Here is a 22,268-nt window from a genome sequence, read left to right as displayed (position 1 = left end):
GAATCAAGAAAAATGGTAAATTAATAGTAAAACAAAAAGGCCTGATTCGATTTGAATCAGGCCTTTTTCTTATTGATTTTTAATATGTCCCACTTTGGAATTGAAGAATTAATTTCAATTTAAGTGCCTCTCGTCAGTCGACTGTGGACAATTACATCTTTGGAAGGATCACTGTATCAATCACGTGAACCACACCATTGGAAGCTTCGATGTCAGCTGCAGTTACAGTAGCATTATCTACCATAGCTTTACCGTCTTTCAAGGTGATGGTTACTTCAGATCCTTGGGCAGTTTTAGCTTTCATTCCGTTTTTGAGGTCTTTGGAATAAACTTTTCCCGGTACTACGTGGTAAGTCAAGACGGCTACCAATTGGGCTTTGTTCTCAGGCTTCAAAAGATTCTCCACTGTTCCTGCAGGAAGTTTGGCGAAGGCATCATTGGTAGGAGCGAAAACGGTAAAAGGGCCATCACCCTTCAATACACCGACCAAGTCACCGGCTTTGACAGCGGCTACCAAGGTGGATAGGAATTCGGTCTGAATCGCAAGATCAACGATATCTGCTTCCGGGTTTAAAGTGGCATTCTTGTTCAATGTGAATGATGATGTTAGGATAAAACAGAACAACATCGCAACTGCAAATAATTTTTTCATGGTAATAAAAGTTTTGGTTTGACATTACAAAGACCAAAACCTATCCTATTGTTTTTCAAATACTTGTGAAATTTTGTTAAGTGATTTTGACTTACGGTAAATGGCTGTTTGTTTACAAAAAAGGACTGTTTAAAGGAATGATTTATTTGGATGGTATCAAATCGTAGCTCCCGCAGATTGCGCAGACTTGCGCAGAAAAATTCGCTATTTGGTTAGGGGAAAAATTGGTTCTAAATGAAAGCCAGAAAAATGAGATGTTATTGTAGGATATTATAAAACTTTTGTAGGTCTGCTAGATCGGTTCGTAATGATTGTGTAGATCTACACAGAATAATCCTTGAATTATTGTTAAGCATAATATTTTGATGAGGCCTTTCTTTAAAGTGGTGAGCTTACTTTGTATGCAAAGAAGTATAGTCAATATTAAATTCAAAATTATTAATCCGTTTTGTAAATACTTCATTTAATGTAACCCACTGAAAACCTCCTTCAATATTTATGTTTGTTATAGTCCTTTCGATATCAAAGTTGTCTCCATAAAAATACTCTATTGAAGGTATAATCCTTGTGGTGCGCTTAGAGGCCCAAACTAAGAATTCTTCATTTTGTGTAAAATTTGGATTGCAGGATAAGTTTTGCCATCCTGAATGAAAATGGTAATAGGATGGTGTTCCAAAATCTGATTTTTTTTGTCCATATGTAACATGTGTAAATCTTATTTCTTCAAAAAAAGATGAGAATTTTTCAATTAATTCCAAATCCAAATTTCCCCTTAAGGCTATTAACCAAAAATCGAGTTTTGAAAAAAATCGTGATAACAGATCGTCTGTCCATTTTAAGCCTATATTGGATGATAAGCACGGGGATATTCTAAAATTAATAGCGTTGGAAAATTCTTCGTAAAGTAAATCATTGTTATGTATCCTGTAACTATTATTTAGCTTTTCAGAATATTTCAAAAGTTTTGTAGATTTTAAATTAACATATCCTCTAGGATCAGGGTGGTTCCCACGGAAATATAAATTTTCTTTAAAATAGATTAGATCTTGTGCTTTAGGATTAAATGCAGGATTATTAAATACGAGTTGTAAACAAAAATCTTTTTCTTTTATGGGATCTATAGAGTATTTATAATTATTGAACACATGAGTCCAGTCAACATTCTTATTTCCAGCCATTCGGAAAAAATCTATGGAATCTTTAAACTCGAAAAAATATTCTTTCGACCAAAAAATTAAACCATTTCCAGATAAACCTGACCAATCCCAATATTTTTTAAATTTCTTTAATAATTCTATTGTAAGTGGTACTGATTTATTGGAGCTTAATTTATTCCAATTCCAATAACCTTTAAATTTATCTAGAAATTCCTCATTAAATTGAATATTCTCGTTCTCGCTTAAAAGATCCCAGCTCCAATAATTTTTAAATTCTTCTATAAGACCCTTCGAAAAATTTAAATATTTGCTAGAACTTAAAACATCCCAACTTAAAAATTCCCTAGATTCTTTTAGAAATTCAACTGACCAGATTACATTTTTATTTTGACCTATAATTTTTAGATATGATAGGTCTGCTTCCCTATTGTAAATTTTTAATTGTTTCTTTAATTCTTTAAGAAATATTAAATCAATTGTTATTTCATCAGATTTAAAAATTCTCTCTAAATCAATAAATTCTATATAAAGTTTTAGAAATTCAATACGTTTTAAACTGCATTTTTCTTCGTTACTAATAAAATTCAACAAAAGTTCATTGCTTAATTCTGGTTTTTGAATTATCAGATTTTTTAGAGCTTTTTGCGATAATTGTATTCTTAATGAACGAATTGTTTTTTCCCATTTAATTCCTTCATGATAGATTCCCTTCTCGCAATAGTCATTAAACTGTTGTTCTCCTATTCTTAACCCGAGGATGAAATAATCAATTTTATGTCCTGTCCAAGGTTCAATTTTTCCTCCGAACATTTTCTGAAATTCAGATCCAAATATAGTAGATATGTATAATATCATTAAATGAAAAATTATATTAAATTTTAATTCGATTTTTCGTTCTCATTTGATTGATAAGAACTTGTCGTTTGGAAAGTTTTTAATACTCCATGAAGCAAAAAATCTGTTAGGAAATGTTTTCTTAGCTCGGTCCTATCTTAGCTTTTTCAAAGTCCCACCAAACTGGCAACTTTCTGTTTAGTAGCCCACCTCTTACCATTTGCGGGACTAAATACTTGAACCATTCGGTAGGATCATAAACCTCAATAAATCCCTTTTGAAAGGGGAATTTCTCATAGTCACGTGATATAAATGAATCGTCGCTAACACAAAATTTTATATAGTCATTTGGGTTTGTATCTTTCCAAATGTCAAAGTATCTAACAAATTTAACACCATAGAATTTCGCTGCACTAATATTACTACCAAATGGAGAGTGAACTAATTCTACACCCGTATAATCCTTTACTCTTTTATTTAGAAGTTGATCCAGCTTTGAACCAATTGTGAAGAAGATTGATTTGTAAAACCATTTAACGGATTTAACTAGATTATAATAGTCATACCGTTGACCTTGCGAAAGAATTTGAACTATTCCGTCAATTAAAGTTTCTTCAAGGTCTTCAATAGATCTTAATACTTCTCTAAAATAAGAAATACTATCCTTGTTGTTTCCGGATATTTTGAATTTATCAAATTCTTGATACGCCATGCTTTTAAAATCATAATATTCTTTATTTTGTACAATTAAGATTTGGTCTTTTTGAATACCATTTAGTTTAATAATGTCTCCAATTCTTGAAAGTAGCCTATATAATGATTCTGTGTCGACATATAAAAGATTGTTAATCTTAATTGGGATTAAGGGATTGGTCAATTTCCTAATATTTTTAGCCTTTGACTTTAAAAGTCGAATTAAGTTACTTAACCCTTCTGTAAATGAAATTGAAAAATCTGTATATAGGCGATTACTTATTTTCTGGTCAAGATCACAATCTTTCAATTTCACTAATAAAAGATATTTTTTCTTTTCAGTACTCTCCTTAGAAATAGTTTCTTGTATTTCCTTTTGTACCCAAGAAGATTTCATTGAATCCGGAGACAGAAATACTATGACGAAACAACTATCCTTGATTCCTTGATTAATTTTATCGTCCAAAAGATCACCGTTTTCAATCTCCCATTTGTCAAGCCAAATGTCTAATCCTTCATTGATTAATTCAAATGCTATTTCATCTATTAAGGGCTTGTCAATTGAGGAATGACTAAGGAATATCATGTTCGTTCTTTAATGGAGTACTATTTTTGTTTCACACAACTATTGCTCTATGTTTGCTATTTGTAACAAATAGCACAATGGTTGCGGATCTATTTGAAGTATCTAAACGTAGAACCAAAATCCTAAATATCCAAGCTTCCTTTTATACAAACCTAAGAAATACAATATTTTTCCCAATAAAATCTCCTCACCCAACATTATTCGATAATCCTTTAATTATTTTGCAGGATGCAGATCAGACTTATCGCCGTAGGCAAAACAGACCATGTAGCCATTCAGTCCCTTTTGGAGGAATACAGCAAGCGCTTGGGGTTTTATATCAAGTTCGAGTTGGAAATCATCCCTGATCTAAAAAACTCTAAAAACCTCAGCGAAGCTTCCCAAAAGGAAAAAGAAGGAGAACTGATTTTGAAAAAAGTACAGACTTCCGATGAGTTGGTGCTGCTCGATGAACAGGGAAAGCAATATTCCTCCGTGGATTTTTCCGACTACCTCCAAAAGAAAATGAATGCAGGCTTGAAGCAATTGGTCTTTGTCATCGGCGGTACTTATGGATTTTCAGCCGAAGTGTACCAAAGGGCAAACGGCAAAATCTCACTTTCCAAAATGACCTTTTCCCACCAAATGGTCCGGGTATTTTTTGTCGAGCAACTTTATAGGGCTTTTACGATCCTGAAGAATGAACCTTATCACCATCAATGAGAGTCGAGAGACGAGAAGCGAGAGACGAGAAGCGAGAATTAAGACGGGAGATTTGAGAAGGATAGTGTGGAGTTAAGAATTCAGAATTCTGAATTAAGTCCTCCATAACTCATGCTCCTATTGATCAAGAGTAAAGTCAGAATGTTTTTAGAGCTTCTTGTCCAATTTTTAGCACTGCTACATTTCATCACACAATCCAAAATCCTTTTCAGAAAAAGCATTTTTTACAATACTTAACTTTCAATATTATTTTAATGTTAAGTTTATGATCATTTATTTCCTTTATATTAATTTATTGTTAATTTTGGATTAACCTAATGTTACCATATGCTCCTCGAAGTAAATGAAAAAATTGTCAACGATACTGTTATCTCTGCTATTGGTTAGCTTCTCGGCTAGCTCCCAAGATAAAATTGACCATCTGATTCTTCCTGTTTTTGACAATACTTCTGAAAGAGAATTACTTTTTAACCATCAGGATAATCCATTTTTATTACTCCAATCTCTTTATCCAAATGAAAACCTTTCCCTGACAAATTGGAACCAAGTCGTATCTAATTTGGATAAGTTCTCCAACAAAAAGAGAAAAAACATAAGGATCCTGTCTGATATCTACATCATTGCTCAACAACAGCTTTTGAAAGAATACCAAAAAAACGCCAACTTCTCAAAGACAATTGATCAGGGGATTTATGATTGCGTCACGGGAACTGCTGTTTATGCCTTGCTCTTAAACCGGTTTGATATTCCATATCAGATCATCGAAACTGAAGAGCACGTATTCATCCAAGGAATTTTTAAGAAAACACCATTTATTATAGAAAGTACTTTTGCAAATGAAGGACTGATCTTGGGAGAGAAGAAGACTATGGGATTTCTAAACAGTTTTATCATTCATTCATCTAAATCTGCCAACCTGAAGCCAGTTGAGGTGGGATCGTTTTTTTCCAAAAATGAATCCAATACCCTATTCGAAAAAATCGGACTCCGTGAATTGGCAGGGTTGCAATATTATAATGATGCGGTCAAAAAATTTGATGAGCAAAAATACAAAGCCGCCTATGTGCAATTGCTTAAAGCAGAGTATTTATATCCTTCAGAACGGATTATTGACTTTAAGGGAAAAATGGAAATGCTGTTAGGTGTGGTATCTAGAACTGATACCAACTATTAAATTGGCATTTTTGCGACTTTGACTTTTTTCAGATTCCCAGAATCATCCGTCCAGGCAAACCAAAGTGTATTTCCGTTTTTGGTCATTTGGGGAAAACCACTACTTCTTTTGTCGGATGAGGTAGCCAATTGGATCGGATTACCCAATTTACCGGAGGAACTCACTGATCGGACGAGAATTTTTCCTTCCTCCATCCAGCATACCATCGCATTGTCTTTGGCTATCATCTCGATGTCCACGCGGCCGAGGGTTTGTCCAAGGTCGATTTTGGTGGGAGGATTAAAAGATTTTCCGTTGTCATCAGAAAAGGACACTTTCACTTCAGGATTGTCCTTTGCTCCGGTGTACCAAGCCACGGCAACTTGATTTTCCATAGCGGACACCCTCGGGCCATTGACTGGACAGGCGGCTATTTCCCACAAATCCATATAAACCGGTGCCGTTTCCTTCCAATTTCCGTTTTCAAATTTTGCAATCCCCAAATCCCTGATTTCGGTTTCAGACCTGTCTCTGAAGATCACCACGGGACCTTCCTCGGTCATGGTCGCCGTCGTCTGACAGCAATCACAGACCCTGTTGTCCAATTCCCATTCGTCTATTTTCTTCCCTTCAGTATCCAATACCGCCGCCCTAACCGTCATTTGACCATGATGACCGTGGTCATGGTTATGTTCGTGCCCACCACCTCCGGTATTCCTTCCATCCAACCAAGTGACAAGTACATTTTCTCCCCAAGGAACCATGGAAACAAATCCATGTTCTGTTTGGGTGTTGTCATCGTGCAGGACAAAGGGCTCAGACCATTGGTTCCCATCTTTGGAAATGGTGATCCTGACATCGTAGGCAAAGGTTCCTTCGCCGCTTTTTTGCAAAAATGCAGCGATCAAAGTCCCGTCTGCAAAAGCTGACATCTGTGGATAATCCGCCCAATTGACAAACCAATCTGATCCTTGCGATATGATGGTTTCAGGGGAAAAAGTTTCCCCTTCCAACTTGGAGAATTTAAAAATATTGACAGAATCAGATTTTTCTATCCAAGAAAGATACGTGTCCCCTTGAAGAGAAGTGAAAAGATACGGCTCTTCGATATGGGCATTTTCGGAAGAAAATTCCTTCACCAATCCTACCGAAGGAACAATGGTTTCCTGCTTTTTTTGCGCACAAGAAAAAAGGGCTATCCCCGAGAGGAAGCCCAATACAATTATTTGATTGCTGTTTTTTTTGATCATTTTTAGTCTGTCACTACCATTTTGAAACCTTCCCCGTGGATCGTGATGATCTGGACTTTGGGATCGTCTTTGAGGATTTTCCGGATTTTGCTGAGGTACACATCCATGCTTCGCGCATTGAAATAAGAATCATCTCCCCAAATCTGCTTCAAGGCGTGGCTTCTGTTTACCAGTTTGTTGATTTCAGAGGCCAATAACCTGATCAGTTCATTCTCTTTGGAAGTGAGTTTGTGTATGCCTGATGGGCCTTTGATGTATTGCTCATCATAATGCAGCTCGAATTCACCAAAATTATACAGCTTCAATGTATTTACTTCCTCCGACTTTTGTGTTCGACGGAGAATGGCACCTATCCGGAGCAATAATTCTTCCATGCTAAAAGGCTTGGTGATGTAATCATCCGCACCGATTTTCAATCCTTCGATGATATCTTCTTTGAGATTTTTGGCAGTCAGGTAAATGATCGGAAGGTCTTCCTGAACTTTCTTGATCTCTTTGCCTAGGGTAAAGCCGTCTTTCTTTGGCATCATGATATCTAAGATAGCCATGCTGTATTTGTCCTTTTTAAACTTGGACCAACCTTCGTCACCATCACGGCAGAGGGTAGTTTCATAGCCTTTCATGGTCAGGTATTCCTGCAGGATATCCCCTAGATTCGGATCATCTTCTACTACTAATAGTTTTGGTTTGCTCATGGTGTCTTGGGGAGTTTGATGGTAAATATACTTCCTTTTCCTGGTTCACTGCTTACTGATATTTCACCTTTGTGTGCTTCGATAATGGTTTTGACATAGGATAGTCCAAGTCCAAAGCCTTTCACATCGTGGACATTGCCTGTGGGAATCCTGTAGAATTTATCGAAAATTTTCTTGGTGGCTTCTTTTGACATGCCTATTCCATTGTCCTGGATAGACACGAAAACAAAACCGTTTTGGTCCCAAGCTTTGATGTGGATGATGGGACTGTCTTTGCTGTATTTGTTGGCGTTATCGAGCAGGTTATTGATAATGTGCGACAAATGGAAAGGATCCGACATCAGATTGGGATCGGTCATCCTGTTTTCAAAGGTGATTTTTCCACCTTTATTTTCCACCTGAAGTTCAAATTGTGTTTTTGCATTTTCCAAAATTTCCGTCAAGTCGACATATTCCATTTTCAAGCTGAACTCCTTTTTCTCCAAGGTAGCTGCCTGCAAAACTTTCTCCACCTGACCTCCCAATCTTTTGTTCTCGTCTTTGATGATGTTCAGGTATCTTTTGCGGAAAGATTCCTGATTCAACAATTCAGGATCTTGCAAAGCTTCTACTGCAAGACTGACCGTTGCAATAGGAGTTTTGAATTCATGGGTCATGTTGTTGATAAAATCATTCTTGATTTCTGAAAGGTTTTTTTGCCGGATAATCACCCTGATGGCATAGACAAAACAGAAAATTACGATTCCGATAAACAGTACCGAACTCAGCACTGGAAGCCATATTTGTTTGAAAACATAGGCTCTTTTATTTGGAAAATGGATAAAAAGGAAATTTTCCTGCGGAATAATATCCCCCGGAAATAACCTTGCCTGCATTTTGGAATTGACCAAAGAAAATGAATCTAATAAAGCTGTGACAGGAAAAAGCTTCCCTTTTTCATTGATTATCCCCAATTCGAAAGGTTGATTAATCCCTTTTTCTTGAAGGTTATTTTTCAGGATTTGATTAACCTGACCGGTATCCATTCTAGAAAAGACATCTTTTTTTCCAATCAATTCTCCCCAAGCACGGTCAAACAATGCGATTTTTTGATTGGCTATCCTGATCTTCTCCAAAAAATCCATGGGGATATTGTACTCCTCTACAAAATCCGGATTAGGGGCAAATCCATATCTACTCCTGTACACTTTTTCGGATTGGTTCAGGTATTTCAGCTGCCGCTCCCTTTCCTGAAGTAAAATCTCCATTTCGTCGGGGGTAAACATCGAAGAAGCGATTTCTGGAGTCAGGGTTGTAAAGAAATTATCGAGGTCGTCCATCACAGATTTGTCAAGACCTCTTGCTTCAATCAACCTTCTAAAACTTTGACTTATCTGAGGGATAGGTTCCTGAAGGAGTGTGTCGGTTACTGAAGGTCTCCTTCTTCCCGAAATGGGTCTTTGGCGAATCTGGACCACAATCGGCTCTATCTGGTTGACCAGAGATTGTTGAAGTAAAGTGTCCTGAGCGAGGTAGCTCAAAAAAACATCACTCGTTTCATCTTTCTCGATTTGGGCAATTGTAGCGGCTAATGATTGGTAGACTGCCTGTTCAAATCTATCCTCGTTGATGCGGAGCGCATTTCTGATCCAATAGTATTGAAATCCCACCAGCCCAAGACTGGCGATGGACATCAGGACTATGATAAGTTTCATTTGTGAGCTCGACATGATGCAAATTTATTCCTTCTTGGATGGGATGAGTTGAGGTTAACATAATTTAACTGTGGAAATTACCTAACGGATTTCAATCAAAGAAGATTAAAGGAGCCTATTTTCAATCTTTTTTATTGTGGTTCTATCCTTATCTTTGGGGCTTAAATTTAGTTTCATGCAAGTCAAAAACCAGCAATATCAGATTCAGGGAGTTTCTTTGATCGGTTTGGCAAATGAATACGGTACACCTTTATATGTATATGACGGGGACAAAATCCTTAATAAGGTAAAGCTTTTACAAAAATCTTTTTCAGGAGTCCAGCTCAAAATCAAATATGCTACCAAGGCCCTTTCCAATATCAATATCCTGAAATTATTGAAAAAAGCAGGTACAGGAGTGGATGCTGTTTCTTTGGAGGAAGTTATGCTTTGCCAGCACGCCGGTTTTGAACCACAAGAAATCATGTACACACCCAACAGTGTTTCTTTTGAAGAAATCCAAAAAGCTGTTGACCTTGGAGTGATGATCAATATCGACAACATCCCGATGTTGGAGCATTTCGGTACTTATTATGGAAATCAGGTTCCGATTTGTATCCGGTTAAATCCTCATATCCTTGCTGGTGGCAATGCAAAAATATCTGTGGGTCATATTGACAGCAAGTTTGGTATCTCGATCCTTCAACTAAAACATGTACTCAAAGTCGTGGAGGCCCATGACCTAAACGTAATTGGTCTTCATATTCATACCGGTTCGGATATCCTTGATGCTGATGTATTCCTCAGAGGAGCCAATATTGTTTTTGATGCAGCAAGAGAATTCAGTGGCCTCAAATTCCTTGATTTTGGAGGAGGTTTTAAAGTCGCTTACAAGCCTGATGATAATTATACCGACATAGAAGAAGTAGGATCAAGGGTTTCTGAGGCTTTCAAATCTTTTTGTCAGGAATATGGTACTGAGCTTGAAATCTGGTTTGAACCGGGAAAATTCCTTGTGTCAGAATCGGGTTATCTATTGGCTAAAGTCAACGTGGTAAAACCGACTCCTGCCTCGACTTTTGTTGGCGTCGATACAGGACTCAACCACCTGATCCGCCCGATGATGTACGATGCTTATCATGGGGTGGTGAATATTTCCAAACTTGAAGGTCCCGAAAGAATATATACCATCGTAGGCTACATCTGCGAGACGGATACGATAGCAGCCGACAGAAAATTAAAGGATGTACAGGAAGGTGATATTTTGGCGATAAAAAATGCAGGAGCTTATGGCTTCTCTATGTCTTCCAATTACAATTCTAGGCTTCGTCCTGCTGAGGTTTTAATCCTCAATGGCAATGCGCACCTCATCAGGGAAAGGGAAACCTTTGAAGATATCTTAAGGCATCAGGTTGATATCGGTTTGTAAAATATTATGTCCTCAGACATTTAGCCCGACTCAAAAAAGTCGGGTTTTTTTCTTTTTAGGAAAATAGATGAAAATTTATTTCAATTTTTTCTGAAGTTCTTTTTTCACTTCATACATCAAAAAAAGTAGGTCTACCAAGCGTTTTTGAAATTGATGGCAAAGCCTATCATTTTCAACATTTTTACCATATCTTGACTAATCTCCATTCCTTGGTTTTCTATTATATTATTTTTTAAATTAAATAAAATCACCCAAACACAGAGATATCATTTTGTTTTATTCAAATAACATAAAATAATATTTCAATTTTCTAAAAACAGATTTTTGCTTTTAAACCACAAAATCCCTTGGTCAAAGAGCGCTGTTTTTGCAAAACCTTTAATAAAAATGAATTGGCAAAAAAGACTTTTCACCTCTCTTTTTATCCTGATATTTTTTCAGGTAATAAGTCCGTTTGCTTTTTCGCAAGGAATCTACTTGGAGCAATTGTACAGCAAAATCCGTAGACCTGTAGCCTTGGATGCATCGGTATTCAGGACCATGAATCAAAGCGGAATACCAGATCCGGGAGATATGGAAGTAACAGTAAGCGGTCAGCTTGCGCTTTGTAACCATGCCGATAGAGGACATATTTTATTGGATATTTCCGGCGGGGTTCCACCTTATACTTTTGTTTGGAACAATCTTCAGACTGTTCAAAACAGGTACAACCTGCTCTCGGGAACATATACTGTCTGGGTAAAAGACAGTCAGGGCCATCAAATCAAAGAAAAAATTGTTGTTCAGCCGCCTTTTCCCTTAGTCATCGAAATGTCTGGAACCAAAAATGTTTCCTGTAGCAACGCCGATGGTGAAGCCAAAATTAACATCAAAATGGGCAGGGGAGAACCTTATAAAATCGAATGGAGCCATGGCTTGACAGATGCGCTACATGCCAAAGACCTTTCGGCAGGCTCATACTCTGTGAAAGTTTCCGACAAGTTCAACTGTAACCAAACCATCTACTTTGAAATCAAATCCAACAGTGGAGCCATTCAGCTAAAAGAAGAAGTAACGCACATATCCTGCTCCAATGAGCCCAAAGGTTCGATTGCAGTCACTGCTGATGGAGGAAAAGCCCCGTTTCAGTTCCTGTGGTCCAATGGCAAAACCACAAACAAAATCAACGGCTTAATCGCAGGAGAATATGGATTGACTGTGACGGATGCCAACGGATGCAGCGTTTCCAAGACTTATTCCATCCAAGATGCCGAACCAATGTCTGTATCGGCGGAGATTTCAAATGTTTTGCTTTGTGCTGATGCTAAATCAGGTAAAATATCTCTCGATATCGAAGGCGGAATGGCTCCATTTACGTTTTCTTGGACCAATGGTAGCAAAGAAAAAAACCTTGAAAATGTATCCTCTGGTGAGTATAGCGTCAAAATCATAGATCAAATGGGTTGCGAAACCTCAAAGACTTTCAACATCACTGGTCCGGAAAAACTTACCGCAAGGATAGAAACCACCGTTGATGTCAACTGTGAGACCAATGAGGCGAAGGGCGTGGCTTGGGTCAGCATCAAAGGTGGAAAAGCTCCTTATCAAATTACATGGCTCAATGTCAACAAAAACACCCAAGAGATCGAATTTTTGACAGAGAGAGAATTGGCTGTGGAAGTAACTGACGCCTATGGCTGCAAAATTACCGAGAAGATTTTTGTCGACTACAGCAATATCGCTTCTGCTGACAGACTCGGGTTTGATTTCAAAAAACTTGAACTAGACACCGAAGAAGAAATTTTGGTCGATGATAAGTTGAAATTTGAAAGTAAAATATCTGAAGACTTTATTGCTTGGGAATGGGATTTTGGAGATGGTACAGTTTCATTGGAAAAAGATCCTGTCCATGTTTTCAAAATGCCGGGAGAATTTAAAGTTGTACTCAAGGCGTATGATATTTTTGGTTGTTCCTCTGTTCAAAAAGAGGAGGTAAAAGTCAACCAAGTAAGTGAATACCTCATGATGCCAAATGCTTTTTCTCCCAACAATGATGGTTTGAATGACCTCTTCAAACCTGAAATCAAAGGAATCAGTGGGTATAGGATGGATATTTTTAACAAATGGGGAGAAATGATTTTTTCGAATGCCATCCAAAATGCCGAAGGATGGAATGGGCAGTTGAATGGTCAATTGTTGCCTGCAGGCAATTATGTCTACAAAGTCACCTTCCAAACTCCCAAAGGGGAAACGATCGAAAAAACAGGAACGGTTACCCTCCTAAGAGAAAACAAAATGGTGGCAAATGGTGTATGGTAATCAGTCCGTGCACAACCTATGTCAAAAACACTGCGCCTGATTCTAGGCGATCAACTTAACATCAATCACTCTTGGTTCAGAGAAGTACATCCTGACAATATTTATGTCATGATGGAAATGAAACAGGAAACAGGCTATGTCCGGCACCATATCCAAAAAGTGGTCGGGTTCTTTTTGGCCATGAGAAATTTTGCCGATGCCCTTCAAAAAGGAGGTCATGAAGTCGTTTACTGGAATCTTGACCATCCTGACAATACCCAAAACCTCACGGAAAATCTGCTTTTTCTGATTGAAAAACACCAAATCGGAAGTTTTGAATACCTCTTACCGGATGAATATCGGCTCGATCGGCAGTTGGCAGATTTTTGTAAATCCCTTTCGATTCCTTCCCGGCATTTCGATTCGGAACATTTTTTGACATCGAGAGAATTTCTTGAGGATTTTTTCAAAGGGAAAAAGACATTCCTGATGGAGACTTTCTATCGTGAAATGAGAAAGAAATACGACGTCCTTATGGATGGCAAAGAGCCTTTGACAGGAAAATGGAACTACGACCAAGACAACCGCAACAAATTCCGTGACCCCTTGCTTCTCAAAGCGCCCAAGGTATTTCCAAAAAATGTAAGTGACATTACCGGTTTACTCCAAAAGATGGGAGTCGAAACCATCGGAACAATAGGTGAGAAAAACTTCGAATGGCCTGTTTCGAGAGAGGAAAGCCTTCAGGTTCTTGATTATTTCTGTGAAAAACTCTTGGACAGTTTTGGCGAATACCAAGATTCAATGTACACAGGAGATGCTTTTCTTTTTCATAGCCGCCTCAGCTTCAGTTTGAATACCAAAATGCTTTCCCCGCTTGAAGTGGTGGAAAAGGTAGAGAAATATTGGTTTGCACATCAGGACAGGATCAACATCGCCCAAGTAGAAGGTTTTATCAGGCAAATCATAGGTTGGCGGGAGTATATGCGTGGGATCTATTGGGCGAAAATGCCTAAGTTCTCGACTTTAAATTTCTTTGAGCACGAAAGGAAATTGCCCGAATTCTATTGGACCGGAAAGACCAAAATGAATTGCCTGAAGCACAGCATCGGACAGTCTTTGGACAAGTCTTATGCCCATCATATTCAAAGGCTGATGGTTACAGGAAACTTTGCGTTGTTGGCCGGAATAGATCCTGATGAGGTGGATGCATGGTATCTTGGAATCTATATCGATGCTATCGAATGGGTTGAAATCACCAACACAAGAGGCATGAGTCAGTTTGCTGACGGCGGCATCGTGGGCACCAAGCCTTATGTTTCCTCTGCCAATTACATCGATAAGATGAGCGATTACTGTAAGGGATGCCATTATGACAAAAACCTCAAAATAGGTGAAAATGCATGTCCATTCAACAGTCTATATTGGCATTTTTATGACCGAAATGAGGACAAATTGGCCAAGAATCCAAGAATAGGAATGGCCTACAAGACTTGGGAAAAGATAAAAGACAAGTCCAAAATCTTGGAGCAAGCAGAAAAATATCTAGAGAATCTTGATAAATTATAATTAGGTTAATATAAATTATTTGATCCTATTAAATCGCTTCATTATCTCTATTACCTCCTTTTTAGGCAAAGCCTTTACGGTTCTTTCATCTTTACCTGTCATATCTTTTGCTGCGAAAAGTGAATTGATGATGGCTTCTTCTGTAGCTTCGATGGTGGCAAGAAAAAGTGCACTCATGTCATCATTTTGGAGGTAGGTGGGTTTTTGGAGTTCGAGGAAGGAGAATTATGGGAAATTAGGTTTCCGAGAAAATTGGAAAAGGCGATCACATAATCCCCCGAACCGTTGGAGGCTATTCCACCTGTTTTGGCCAATCCCATCATGGCCCTTTGTGCGATTCTTTTCAAGTTCCTTTCATTGACAGGAGCATCAGTGGCTACGACGATCATGCAGGATCCATCTACAGAAACCAAATGGTCTTTGAAGCTATAATCGCCCAATTCCACGCCTATTGGAACGCCATCAATCTGTAAAACCCCACCGAAATTAGTCTGAACCAAAACCCCTATCGTATAGCCACCCAAAGATTCGGGGAGTTTTCGTGATGAAGTTCCAATACCACCCTTGAATCCAAAACATACCGTACCTGTTCCTGCACCGACGTTCCCTTCCAAGACTTTTCCATCCTTGGCATTAGAAATTGCAGCAACCACATCTTCCGCTTTTACATGCCTTCCTCGGATGTCATTGAGGTATCCGTCATTGGTCTCTCCCACGACGGCGTTGACTGATTGTACATTTTCATTTCTTGGTTGAGATAGCGTGGATTCCACCACACCTTCGATCCCAGCTGCTACACCCAGGGTATTTGTCAGGATGATAGGAGATTCAATATTTCCCAACTCTTCTATTTGGGTCGTTCCTGCGAGTTTGCCAAATCCATTCCCCACAAATACAGCAGCCTGGACTTTTGATTGGAACAGATTTCCCGGGTGTGGGATGATAGCTGTTACACCGGTTCTGACATTCGCACCTTGAATAAGCGTAGTATGCCCCACTTTGACACCTGCCACATCGGTGATGGAATTTTGTAGACCAGTTGGTATCACTCCAATATGAATTCCCAAGTCGCGGGGCCTTGATTGTCCAAAAGAAAATGAATGTGACATCATATATATAAGGAGCAGGAAAGTCAAAATTCTATTTTTCAAAACACAGGATTTTAGGTTGAGGTATTTATAATCAAAGCCATTTCAGGATTCCTTTGATCAGTTTCTTTTTAGCCAAAGTAAAAGGAGGAAACAGAGGATTGACTGCAGCCGAACCGATGCGTTGCTTCAGGACGGATTTTTCATTGCTGAAAGCCAAAAAACCAAAATGTCCATGGGCTTTACCGAGGCCGCTGTTGTTGACACCCCCAAAGGGAAGTTCCCTGTGAAGAAAATGGACGGCACAGTCATTAGCCACAGCTGCACCCGAAGAGGTTTCGTTGAAAATGGCGTTAACCTTTTGGTCATTTTTTGAGAAAACATAAAAAGCGAGTGGTTTTGGTTGTTGGTTGACAATCTGAATGGCATCACCCAAATTTTCATAGGTAACTACAGGCAAAATCGGCCCAAATATTTCTTCCTGCATGACTTTCATGTCCCATTTCATATTGGAGAGAATGGTAGGTTCAATGTAATTTTGTTCCCTATTCGCATTTCCACCAAATTCTATTTTTGCACCTTTTAAATTAGCATCTGCTATAATATGCTGAATCCTATTGAAATGGTTTTCATTTACAATTCGGGAATAGTCTTTCGAGCTTTCGATTCCTTTTTTATTTGAAACATACATTTTTTCAAGGCTTTTTTTCATTTCATCTATAAATGTATCCTTCAATCTTACCGGAATCAAAATGTAATCCGGGGCAATGCATGTCTGTCCACAATTTAGAAATTTGGTTGCGGCTATTTTTTCAGCGGTATCTTTCAGGTCAGCATCCTCCAAAATCAGCACCGGAGATTTCCCTCCTAATTCCAAAGTAACGGAAGTTAAATGCTCAGCAGCTGCTTTCATGACAATCTTCCCAACCGAAGGACTTCCAGTAAAAAAAACATGGTCAAAAGGAAGCGATAAAAGCATTTGAGAAATCTCAACGCCTCCTTCGATAACAGCCACAGTCTGGGTGTCGAAGATTTCACCGACCATCCTTCTGAGCAAAGCAGATGTATGTGGTGTCATTTCCGATGGTTTGAGAATGGCAGTACAGCCGGCGGCAATAGCAGACACCAAGGGCCCAACAGCAAGATTGAAAGCGTAATTCCAAGGCGCAATGATGAGACTGACTCCTTTGGGTTCATATTGGATATAGGCCTTCGTTCCCAAAAAAATCAAAGGAGTTCCCACTTTTTTTGGTCTCATCCAATGCTCAAGATGCTTGATGGCATGGTTGATTTCTATGTTAACAGGAAAGATCTCCGTAATGTCTATCTCAGGGTATGGTTTTTGATAATCAGCATGAACAGCTTTTCTGATATCTTCCTGGTTTTTATTGATCCAATACAATATTCTATTTAATAGTGCAATGCGATTGATGGCAGAACTTTTTCTGAGTTTCAAAGAATGTTGTTTCTGAAGTAGAAAGATTTCTTCAACCTTAGTTTTTAGAAATTCCGGTTCTTGGTTTGGCTTCATTTTATTTGGGTTTAATAATTGATCAATTTCAGTCAACCAATCGGGAAAAACAAATCTTTTATGAGACCGTTCAAAGGACTAAAAGGTTATCAGAATTATGCTATGGAGTTTGGATAGGATTGTTCCCCAAAACAATGTGGGAGTCAATCAGAGATTGGAAATGATCAAAAAATATCTCCAATCATTAAAAGAAGAAAAAATGAAAAAAGTCAAAAGGGGTTGAAAAATCCCTTTTTTTATTCAAAAAGCAATCTTTTTTATATTTGGATTAAAATTCTAGTGGAGTATTTGAATGCAAAAAAATGCATTTTGTAAAATATTTTTTCAAAATTATTAGGAAATGAAAATCAAATAATTGTATTTTTACGACAGTTAAATGTTAATAACTCACCCTTACCACCCATTTAACTCGATTAAGGCTTAATCTATCTCAACTGCCTACCCATTTTGTTCATTAAATATCTCCTTATGATGACATTATTTACATTTCCTAAGAAAGAAATCTCTAAAGGTTTTACCCTTCTTTTCTCTTTTATAATTGTAATGGTTTGTTTTTCTTTTACAGAAAGCTATTCCCAAAAAGCTTCCTCATTAGAAGAATATTTAAAAGAAGAGGGAGAAAAAAACACTGATTTTCTTAGAAGTCTTGTGTATGACAATGTCTCTACAATTATCATCTCGGATTCCAAAACTCAAATTGTTGGAGAGGGATTTCCCCAAAAAGTCTCTACTGATATCAATTCTATTCCAACATTGGGATCGGGAAATAATATTTTTCGAACAGTCAAACTTTTACAAATCAATTTGGGAATTGACTCGGAAAAGTCAGGCCTAAGGATTAACCCAGAAAATCTCAAGGGTTTTTCAAACCTTGCCTTCATTTTAATCCATTCAGAAATCCCATTGACCTCAGAAGATGTCGAAAGTATGGTGACAGGAATTGAAGAAGGTGATATTGTTCTTTTATATCAGGTTAATTCTAATTTTTAATCCTAAGACTTTAAAACAATGAAAACATTTTTCCAAATTTCTTTTCAAAAACACCTCCTGACCAATTTGTTTTTGGTCATAATGATCACAGTTTTTTCAGGAAAGATCTCAGCCCAGACTGACAATAGAGTTCCATTTAAGCATAGAGTTGGAAATCCGGCACCCGAAAACAACATATTTAAATTAAGGGGTGATTTTACCATCATCGGCAATACCAACCTGACTTTATTAGATCCAAATAGGATCAATAATTCCGGAAGTCAAATGATTTATGTAGATGTAGATGGAAACCCAAATACTGTCAATTCATCTTCTTCCACTTTGGTCTTTTCAGGTGAAAATAATGCAGATCCAAATTGTTCTGAAATAATCTATGCGGGTCTTTATTGGTCAGGAAGAGCAAATCCTTCATTGGGTATGAATTTCGATGTAGTAACCAGTGTAGAACCAGGAGCGCCTGTTTCAGTTTCCAATAAGGTCCAAATCGCCAACCACAGCAATCAGGTGTCATATTCATATTATACGATGACAATCAGTAGGAGTGGTGGAGAAGGAAACAGATTACCCCGATTTAATTTTACATCAAGAAAAGGTGGCGATACCTTTGCTTTTGAATTTTCAAACAACAATAACAATCCTGCAAGATACAGGATTGGGACAAGTGGGACATTTATAACCTTGACCAATCAGGTTGTTACAACTGATGGAAATATCAGAACTGTGACTTTTGACCCGATTATCATTAATGATGGTGAAGTTGCATTGAAAGTAGACAGGTTACAGAGAAATATTTCAAGAACAGAGGAATTATCCGCATATCAGACAACTGAAAATTTTGCCAGAATTACTGCTAATGGGACATTCATTCCAGAAATTATTAATACCACTAACCTTGACAAAAGGAAAGTAAAAATAAAAGGTCCAAATGCCTCTGCATACACAGAAGTAACTGCCTCTGCCAATAATATTTTATATCCTGCCGGAGAATTGGACGATATGTATGTGGGGTATGTTGATATTACACAACTGATACAAAGCCAAGGGCTTGGAGAATATACGGTGGCAGATATTGCGCTCACCGAAGGAAACGGTGGTGCTGTAGGGTATTTTGGCCATTGGGGTATAGTAGTAGTCTATGAAAACTCCAAAATGAAATGGAGAGATGTGACCATATTTGACGGCTACTCATATGTCAGGGCAATAGGTGATTCCGTGGCAGTCGATGGAGAACTTTTGATCAATGGGTTCAACGCTGTACAGAACGGACCGGTAAACCTTAAGCTCGGAGTAATGGCAGGAGAGGGAGAAAGAGGATTAAGTGGAGATTACTTGGAAATCAGAAATGCAGCCAATACTAATTGGGTTCGATTAAAACATGATTTGAATAGTACAAACAACTTTTTCAACTCTTCTATCTTTACCCCGGTAAGCGATGCCAACGGGAACTTGGTACCAAATCCAAGAAATCCAATGCTTGACAATAATACTGGGATTGACATAGCGATGTGGAATGTTCCAAATCCAAACAATTCTATCATTGCCAATGGACAAACCTCAACAGTATTTCGATATGGTTCTAGGAGAGATATTTATAATATTTACTCGATTGCCTTTTCTGTAGATGCTTATGTTCCGGACATTCAAGGACTCAATCAGGTTGTTTCCATCAATGGAGCACCAGTATCTGAAAATCCTTCTGTATCACCGGGACAGGAAATTGAATATACTTTGGACATACGAAACCTTGGAACAGAGGCGATTGAGAATGGAAAAGTTATCATCCCCATACCTTACACTTCAACTTTCGTAAGTGCTAATTTTGAGGTTTTCTTCACACCAAATACCGTTAAAGCACCCTATTTCGATCCTAACTTGGGTCCAACCGGCTCCATTGTTTGGGAATTGGGTGAGTTACCTCAGCTTGATGATATTACCACTATTTTGGCAAGATTGACCTATAAGCTGAAAGCTACAGAGGACTGTCTAATCTTGTCCAATCCTGGTTGTGAGGCCTTTATATCAGTAGGAGGATCTATTTCTGGAAAAGGCAAAATTTCCCAAACCGATTTTAGCGGGATTCAATTGACCCAGGGATTTTTGGATGGAGCATGTGAAGGAGAACCTATCCAAACACCTCTAGTAATCCCAATTTCAGGTGCTTTGGAATGGGTACAGGCAAATTGTGGTGAACTTGATTTGTTCAGCAATTTCTCTTTCTGCAACATTAATTCTGAAGAGGGAATTGCGGTAAACACCATTTCTCTTTCTTTTCCAAAAGGAATAAGGTTCTTTGATGGCATCGATCCCAACAATTCAACTGAATTCAACGCAACAAATCCATTTCCTGCAAAAAGCGGAACTTATTATGGTATTCCTGTAAATTCAAGTAATTGTGTTTTTGAGTTCAAAATAGAGGTTTCGATAGTAACCACAAGCCCAACCATCGCCCAGGGTACAGCTTATGAATTTTGTCAAGGTCAGGAGATCCCTAATTTGAATACCTTAATTCTACCAAGTAATCAAGGAGAAGAAGGTCAATTTGAAGTCTTCTTCTTCACCCAGGCGGAAGGTGGCGTAGCTACTACAGAATTTAAGGTCGATTCCACCATGGTAGGATCAATCCAGGTTTGGGTTGCTGAAGGTGTCGCTTCAGACTGTATCGGTCCAAGATCATTGGTTACTATCAATGTGAATTCTTGTAAAGTAGAAGGGATTTCAGTAAGTAAAACAACAAATACTGAATCATTTACTGAAGTTGGACAGGAGATTACCTATACCATAGCTGTAACCAATACCGGAAATACGACTTTGACCAACATCACTGTCGTGGATCCATTGACTGGAATGAATGAAACAATTCCAAGTTTAGCTCCCGGACAGATTGTTTCTTTTGAGACAAAATATACAGTAAAAGCCGAAGACCTTGTTTTAGGAACAATTTTGAATACCGTTTTGGTAAACGCCACAGATTCAGAAGGAGAGGAAATCAAGTCCACCGACTCAGTAACAGTAAGCGGGTCTAAAAATCAGATCATCGCCAATGACGACGAATTTGGAACACATGCTTTGGATTACGGAGGCGTACTAGGCAATATCTTATCAAATGACCTACTCAATGGCAAACCTGTAACGCCAGACAATATCAACTTCGAATTCATAGAACTTGATGGAATCATCGGTCTATTGACCACCGGCGAGGGTGAGTTGAGTCTTATCCCAGGTGTCAATGAAGCTAGGGAATATAGATTAAAGTATATTCTGAGAGAATCATTGAATCCAACAAACAGTGATGAAGCTTTTGTCACCTTCAGATTGGTCAATTCAGAAGTGGATTTGAGCATTTCCAAAACTTCCCACGAGGTGGAAATTTTCGAAGGAGATGAATTCGAATATCAGATTGATGTAACCAATTTAAGCACATTCAATGCCACCAATGTCGTGGTGATAGATGACCTTCCAAACGGAGTTACTTATGTCAGCACAAGGTTTAATTTCTCCTCAAATGACATCAAAGTCACCACGGATATTTCAGGAAAGAAACTCACCTATACCATTCCATTCTTCCCTGGGAATTCCAAATTGACGATCTATGTCAGGGTGAAGGCAGATGCCCTCATCAATGGAAACCCGCTGAATATCGTCAACAGGGTGATGTTGTCTTCAGATGAGGAGGATATCAATCCGGATGACAATACTGCCGAAGATACCAATCAGATCAACGCCCTCTTTATTCCGAACGTGATCACTCCAAACAATGATGGGAAAAATGACAGGTTCATCATCAGGGGCTCTCAAAAGTTTGCGAAGAGGGAAATAGTAATCCTCAACAGATTTGGTGACCACCTCTATGAAAACAGTAATTATGAAAATGACTGGAGCGCAGAAGGAATAGTGGGAGGAACTTACTTCTTTGTATTCAGGGGTACAGATACCGAAGGCAAAGTACATGAGTTTAAAGGTTGGATCCAGGTTATCAAAAAATAAATCTC

At 38.3% G+C, this 22,268-nt stretch carries 14 protein-coding genes and 1 pseudogene; 7 read left to right on the top strand and 8 right to left on the bottom strand.

Annotated features, from left to right (window positions below; genetic code table 11):
• Positions 1-151: 151 nt before the first annotated feature.
• The 3 genes from M3O96_RS07495 to M3O96_RS07485 all read right to left on the bottom strand — a co-directional run bounded on the left by M3O96_RS07495 (position 152) and on the right by M3O96_RS07485 (position 3,922).
• Positions 152-652, bottom strand: a complete 501-nt coding sequence (locus M3O96_RS07495; protein ID WP_249719711.1) for a fasciclin domain-containing protein — start codon at positions 650-652, stop codon at positions 152-154.
• Positions 653-1,044: 392 nt separating this feature from the next.
• Positions 1,045-2,664, bottom strand: coding sequence for a hypothetical protein (locus M3O96_RS07490; RefSeq protein ID WP_249719710.1), 1,620 nt, complete (start codon positions 2,662-2,664; stop codon positions 1,045-1,047).
• 121 nt (positions 2,665-2,785) lie between these two features.
• The gene (locus M3O96_RS07485; protein WP_249719709.1) at positions 2,786-3,922 is read right to left on the bottom strand and encodes a toll/interleukin-1 receptor domain-containing protein; all 1,137 of its coding nucleotides are present in this window, start codon (positions 3,920-3,922) and stop codon (positions 2,786-2,788) included.
• Between the two features lie 228 nt (positions 3,923-4,150).
• Between M3O96_RS07485 and rlmH the strand changes: the two genes are divergently transcribed.
• Together rlmH and M3O96_RS07475 are read left to right on the top strand one after the other, a co-directional pair.
• Positions 4,151-4,624 carry a 23S rRNA (pseudouridine(1915)-N(3))-methyltransferase RlmH gene (gene rlmH / locus M3O96_RS07480; RefSeq protein WP_249719708.1) on the top strand — a complete coding sequence of 158 codons (474 nt, stop codon included), beginning with the start codon at positions 4,151-4,153 and terminating at the stop codon, positions 4,622-4,624.
• Positions 4,625-4,967: 343 nt separating this feature from the next.
• The gene (locus M3O96_RS07475; protein WP_249719707.1) at positions 4,968-5,798 is read left to right on the top strand and encodes a hypothetical protein; all 831 of its coding nucleotides are present in this window, start codon (positions 4,968-4,970) and stop codon (positions 5,796-5,798) included.
• Here M3O96_RS07475 and M3O96_RS07470 read toward each other — a convergent pair.
• From M3O96_RS07470 to M3O96_RS07460, 3 genes are read right to left on the bottom strand one after another with little or no spacing between them, the layout of a single operon-like run.
• Positions 5,795-7,027, bottom strand: coding sequence for an exo-alpha-sialidase (locus M3O96_RS07470; protein WP_249719706.1), 1,233 nt, complete (start codon positions 7,025-7,027; stop codon positions 5,795-5,797). The genes M3O96_RS07475 and M3O96_RS07470 overlap by 4 nt on opposite strands.
• 2 nt (positions 7,028-7,029) lie before the next feature.
• On the bottom strand, positions 7,030-7,722 hold the full coding sequence (locus M3O96_RS07465) for a response regulator transcription factor (protein WP_249719705.1): 693 nt from the start codon (positions 7,720-7,722) through the stop codon (positions 7,030-7,032).
• Positions 7,719-9,416, bottom strand: a complete 1,698-nt coding sequence (locus M3O96_RS07460; RefSeq protein WP_249719704.1) for a sensor histidine kinase — start codon at positions 9,414-9,416, stop codon at positions 7,719-7,721. The genes M3O96_RS07465 and M3O96_RS07460 overlap by 4 nt, the downstream gene beginning before the upstream one ends.
• Positions 9,417-9,591: 175 nt before the next feature.
• On the opposite strand from M3O96_RS07460, the gene lysA reads away from it, so the two are divergent.
• From lysA to M3O96_RS07445, 3 genes are all read left to right on the top strand, one after another.
• Entirely contained in the window at positions 9,592-10,824 is a 1,233-nt protein-coding gene (gene lysA, locus M3O96_RS07455; RefSeq protein WP_249719703.1) for a diaminopimelate decarboxylase, read from the top strand.
• Positions 10,825-11,211: 387 nt separating this feature from the next.
• Entirely contained in the window at positions 11,212-13,122 is a 1,911-nt protein-coding gene (locus tag M3O96_RS07450; RefSeq protein WP_249719702.1) for a T9SS type B sorting domain-containing protein, read from the top strand.
• An 18-nt stretch (positions 13,123-13,140) separates the two neighbouring features.
• Entirely contained in the window at positions 13,141-14,670 is a 1,530-nt protein-coding gene (locus M3O96_RS07445) for a cryptochrome/photolyase family protein (RefSeq protein WP_249719701.1), read from the top strand.
• A 15-nt stretch (positions 14,671-14,685) separates the two neighbouring features.
• Here M3O96_RS07445 and M3O96_RS07440 read toward each other — a convergent pair.
• A pseudogene (locus M3O96_RS07440) lies at positions 14,686-15,782 on the bottom strand (DmpA family aminopeptidase).
• A 70-nt stretch (positions 15,783-15,852) separates the two neighbouring features.
• Positions 15,853-17,289 (bottom strand): aldehyde dehydrogenase family protein, encoded by a 1,437-nt coding sequence (locus M3O96_RS07435; protein ID WP_249719700.1) that lies wholly within the window; start codon positions 17,287-17,289, stop codon positions 15,853-15,855.
• A 468-nt stretch (positions 17,290-17,757) separates the two neighbouring features.
• Here M3O96_RS07435 and M3O96_RS07430 point away from each other — a divergent pair, with 468 nt between their 5' ends.
• Together M3O96_RS07430 and M3O96_RS07425 are read left to right on the top strand one after the other, a co-directional pair.
• The gene (locus M3O96_RS07430; protein ID WP_249719699.1) at positions 17,758-18,279 is read left to right on the top strand and encodes a hypothetical protein; all 522 of its coding nucleotides are present in this window, start codon (positions 17,758-17,760) and stop codon (positions 18,277-18,279) included.
• Between the two features lie 18 nt (positions 18,280-18,297).
• The gene (locus M3O96_RS07425) at positions 18,298-22,263 is read left to right on the top strand and encodes a CLIPPER-2 domain-containing protein (RefSeq protein ID WP_249719698.1); all 3,966 of its coding nucleotides are present in this window, start codon (positions 18,298-18,300) and stop codon (positions 22,261-22,263) included.
• Positions 22,264-22,268 lie beyond the last annotated feature (5 nt).

The sequence above is a fragment of the Aquiflexum sp. TKW24L genome (assembly GCF_023502205.1).
In the GTDB taxonomy this organism is placed as follows: domain Bacteria; phylum Bacteroidota; class Bacteroidia; order Cytophagales; family Cyclobacteriaceae; genus Cognataquiflexum.
Note: the sequence above shows the minus strand (reverse complement) of the source record. Positions and strands in the feature narration are given on the sequence as shown.

Excerpts from the sequence above, each read along its gene's own strand:
- M3O96_RS07490 (WP_249719710.1), bottom strand. The coding sequence starts at position 2,664 with ATGATATTATACATATCTACTATATTTGGATCTGAATTTCAGAAAATG.
- M3O96_RS07495 (WP_249719711.1), bottom strand. The coding sequence starts at position 652 with ATGAAAAAATTATTTGCAGTTGCGATGTTGTTCTGTTTTATCCTAACA.
- M3O96_RS07460 (WP_249719704.1), bottom strand. The coding sequence starts at position 9,416 with ATGAAACTTATCATAGTCCTGATGTCCATCGCCAGTCTTGGGCTGGTG.
- M3O96_RS07485 (WP_249719709.1), bottom strand. The coding sequence starts at position 3,922 with ATGATATTCCTTAGTCATTCCTCAATTGACAAGCCCTTAATAGATGAA.
- M3O96_RS07450 (WP_249719702.1), top strand. The coding sequence starts at position 11,212 with ATGAATTGGCAAAAAAGACTTTTCACCTCTCTTTTTATCCTGATATTT.
- M3O96_RS07465 (WP_249719705.1), bottom strand. The coding sequence starts at position 7,722 with ATGAGCAAACCAAAACTATTAGTAGTAGAAGATGATCCGAATCTAGGG.
- lysA (WP_249719703.1), top strand. The coding sequence starts at position 9,592 with ATGCAAGTCAAAAACCAGCAATATCAGATTCAGGGAGTTTCTTTGATC.
- M3O96_RS07475 (WP_249719707.1), top strand. The coding sequence starts at position 4,968 with ATGAAAAAATTGTCAACGATACTGTTATCTCTGCTATTGGTTAGCTTC.
- rlmH (WP_249719708.1), top strand. The coding sequence starts at position 4,151 with ATGCAGATCAGACTTATCGCCGTAGGCAAAACAGACCATGTAGCCATT.
- M3O96_RS07430 (WP_249719699.1), top strand. The coding sequence starts at position 17,758 with ATGATGACATTATTTACATTTCCTAAGAAAGAAATCTCTAAAGGTTTT.
- M3O96_RS07435 (WP_249719700.1), bottom strand. The coding sequence starts at position 17,289 with ATGAAGCCAAACCAAGAACCGGAATTTCTAAAAACTAAGGTTGAAGAA.
- M3O96_RS07470 (WP_249719706.1), bottom strand. The coding sequence starts at position 7,027 with ATGATCAAAAAAAACAGCAATCAAATAATTGTATTGGGCTTCCTCTCG.
- M3O96_RS07425 (WP_249719698.1), top strand. The coding sequence starts at position 18,298 with ATGAAAACATTTTTCCAAATTTCTTTTCAAAAACACCTCCTGACCAAT.
- M3O96_RS07445 (WP_249719701.1), top strand. The coding sequence starts at position 13,141 with ATGTCAAAAACACTGCGCCTGATTCTAGGCGATCAACTTAACATCAAT.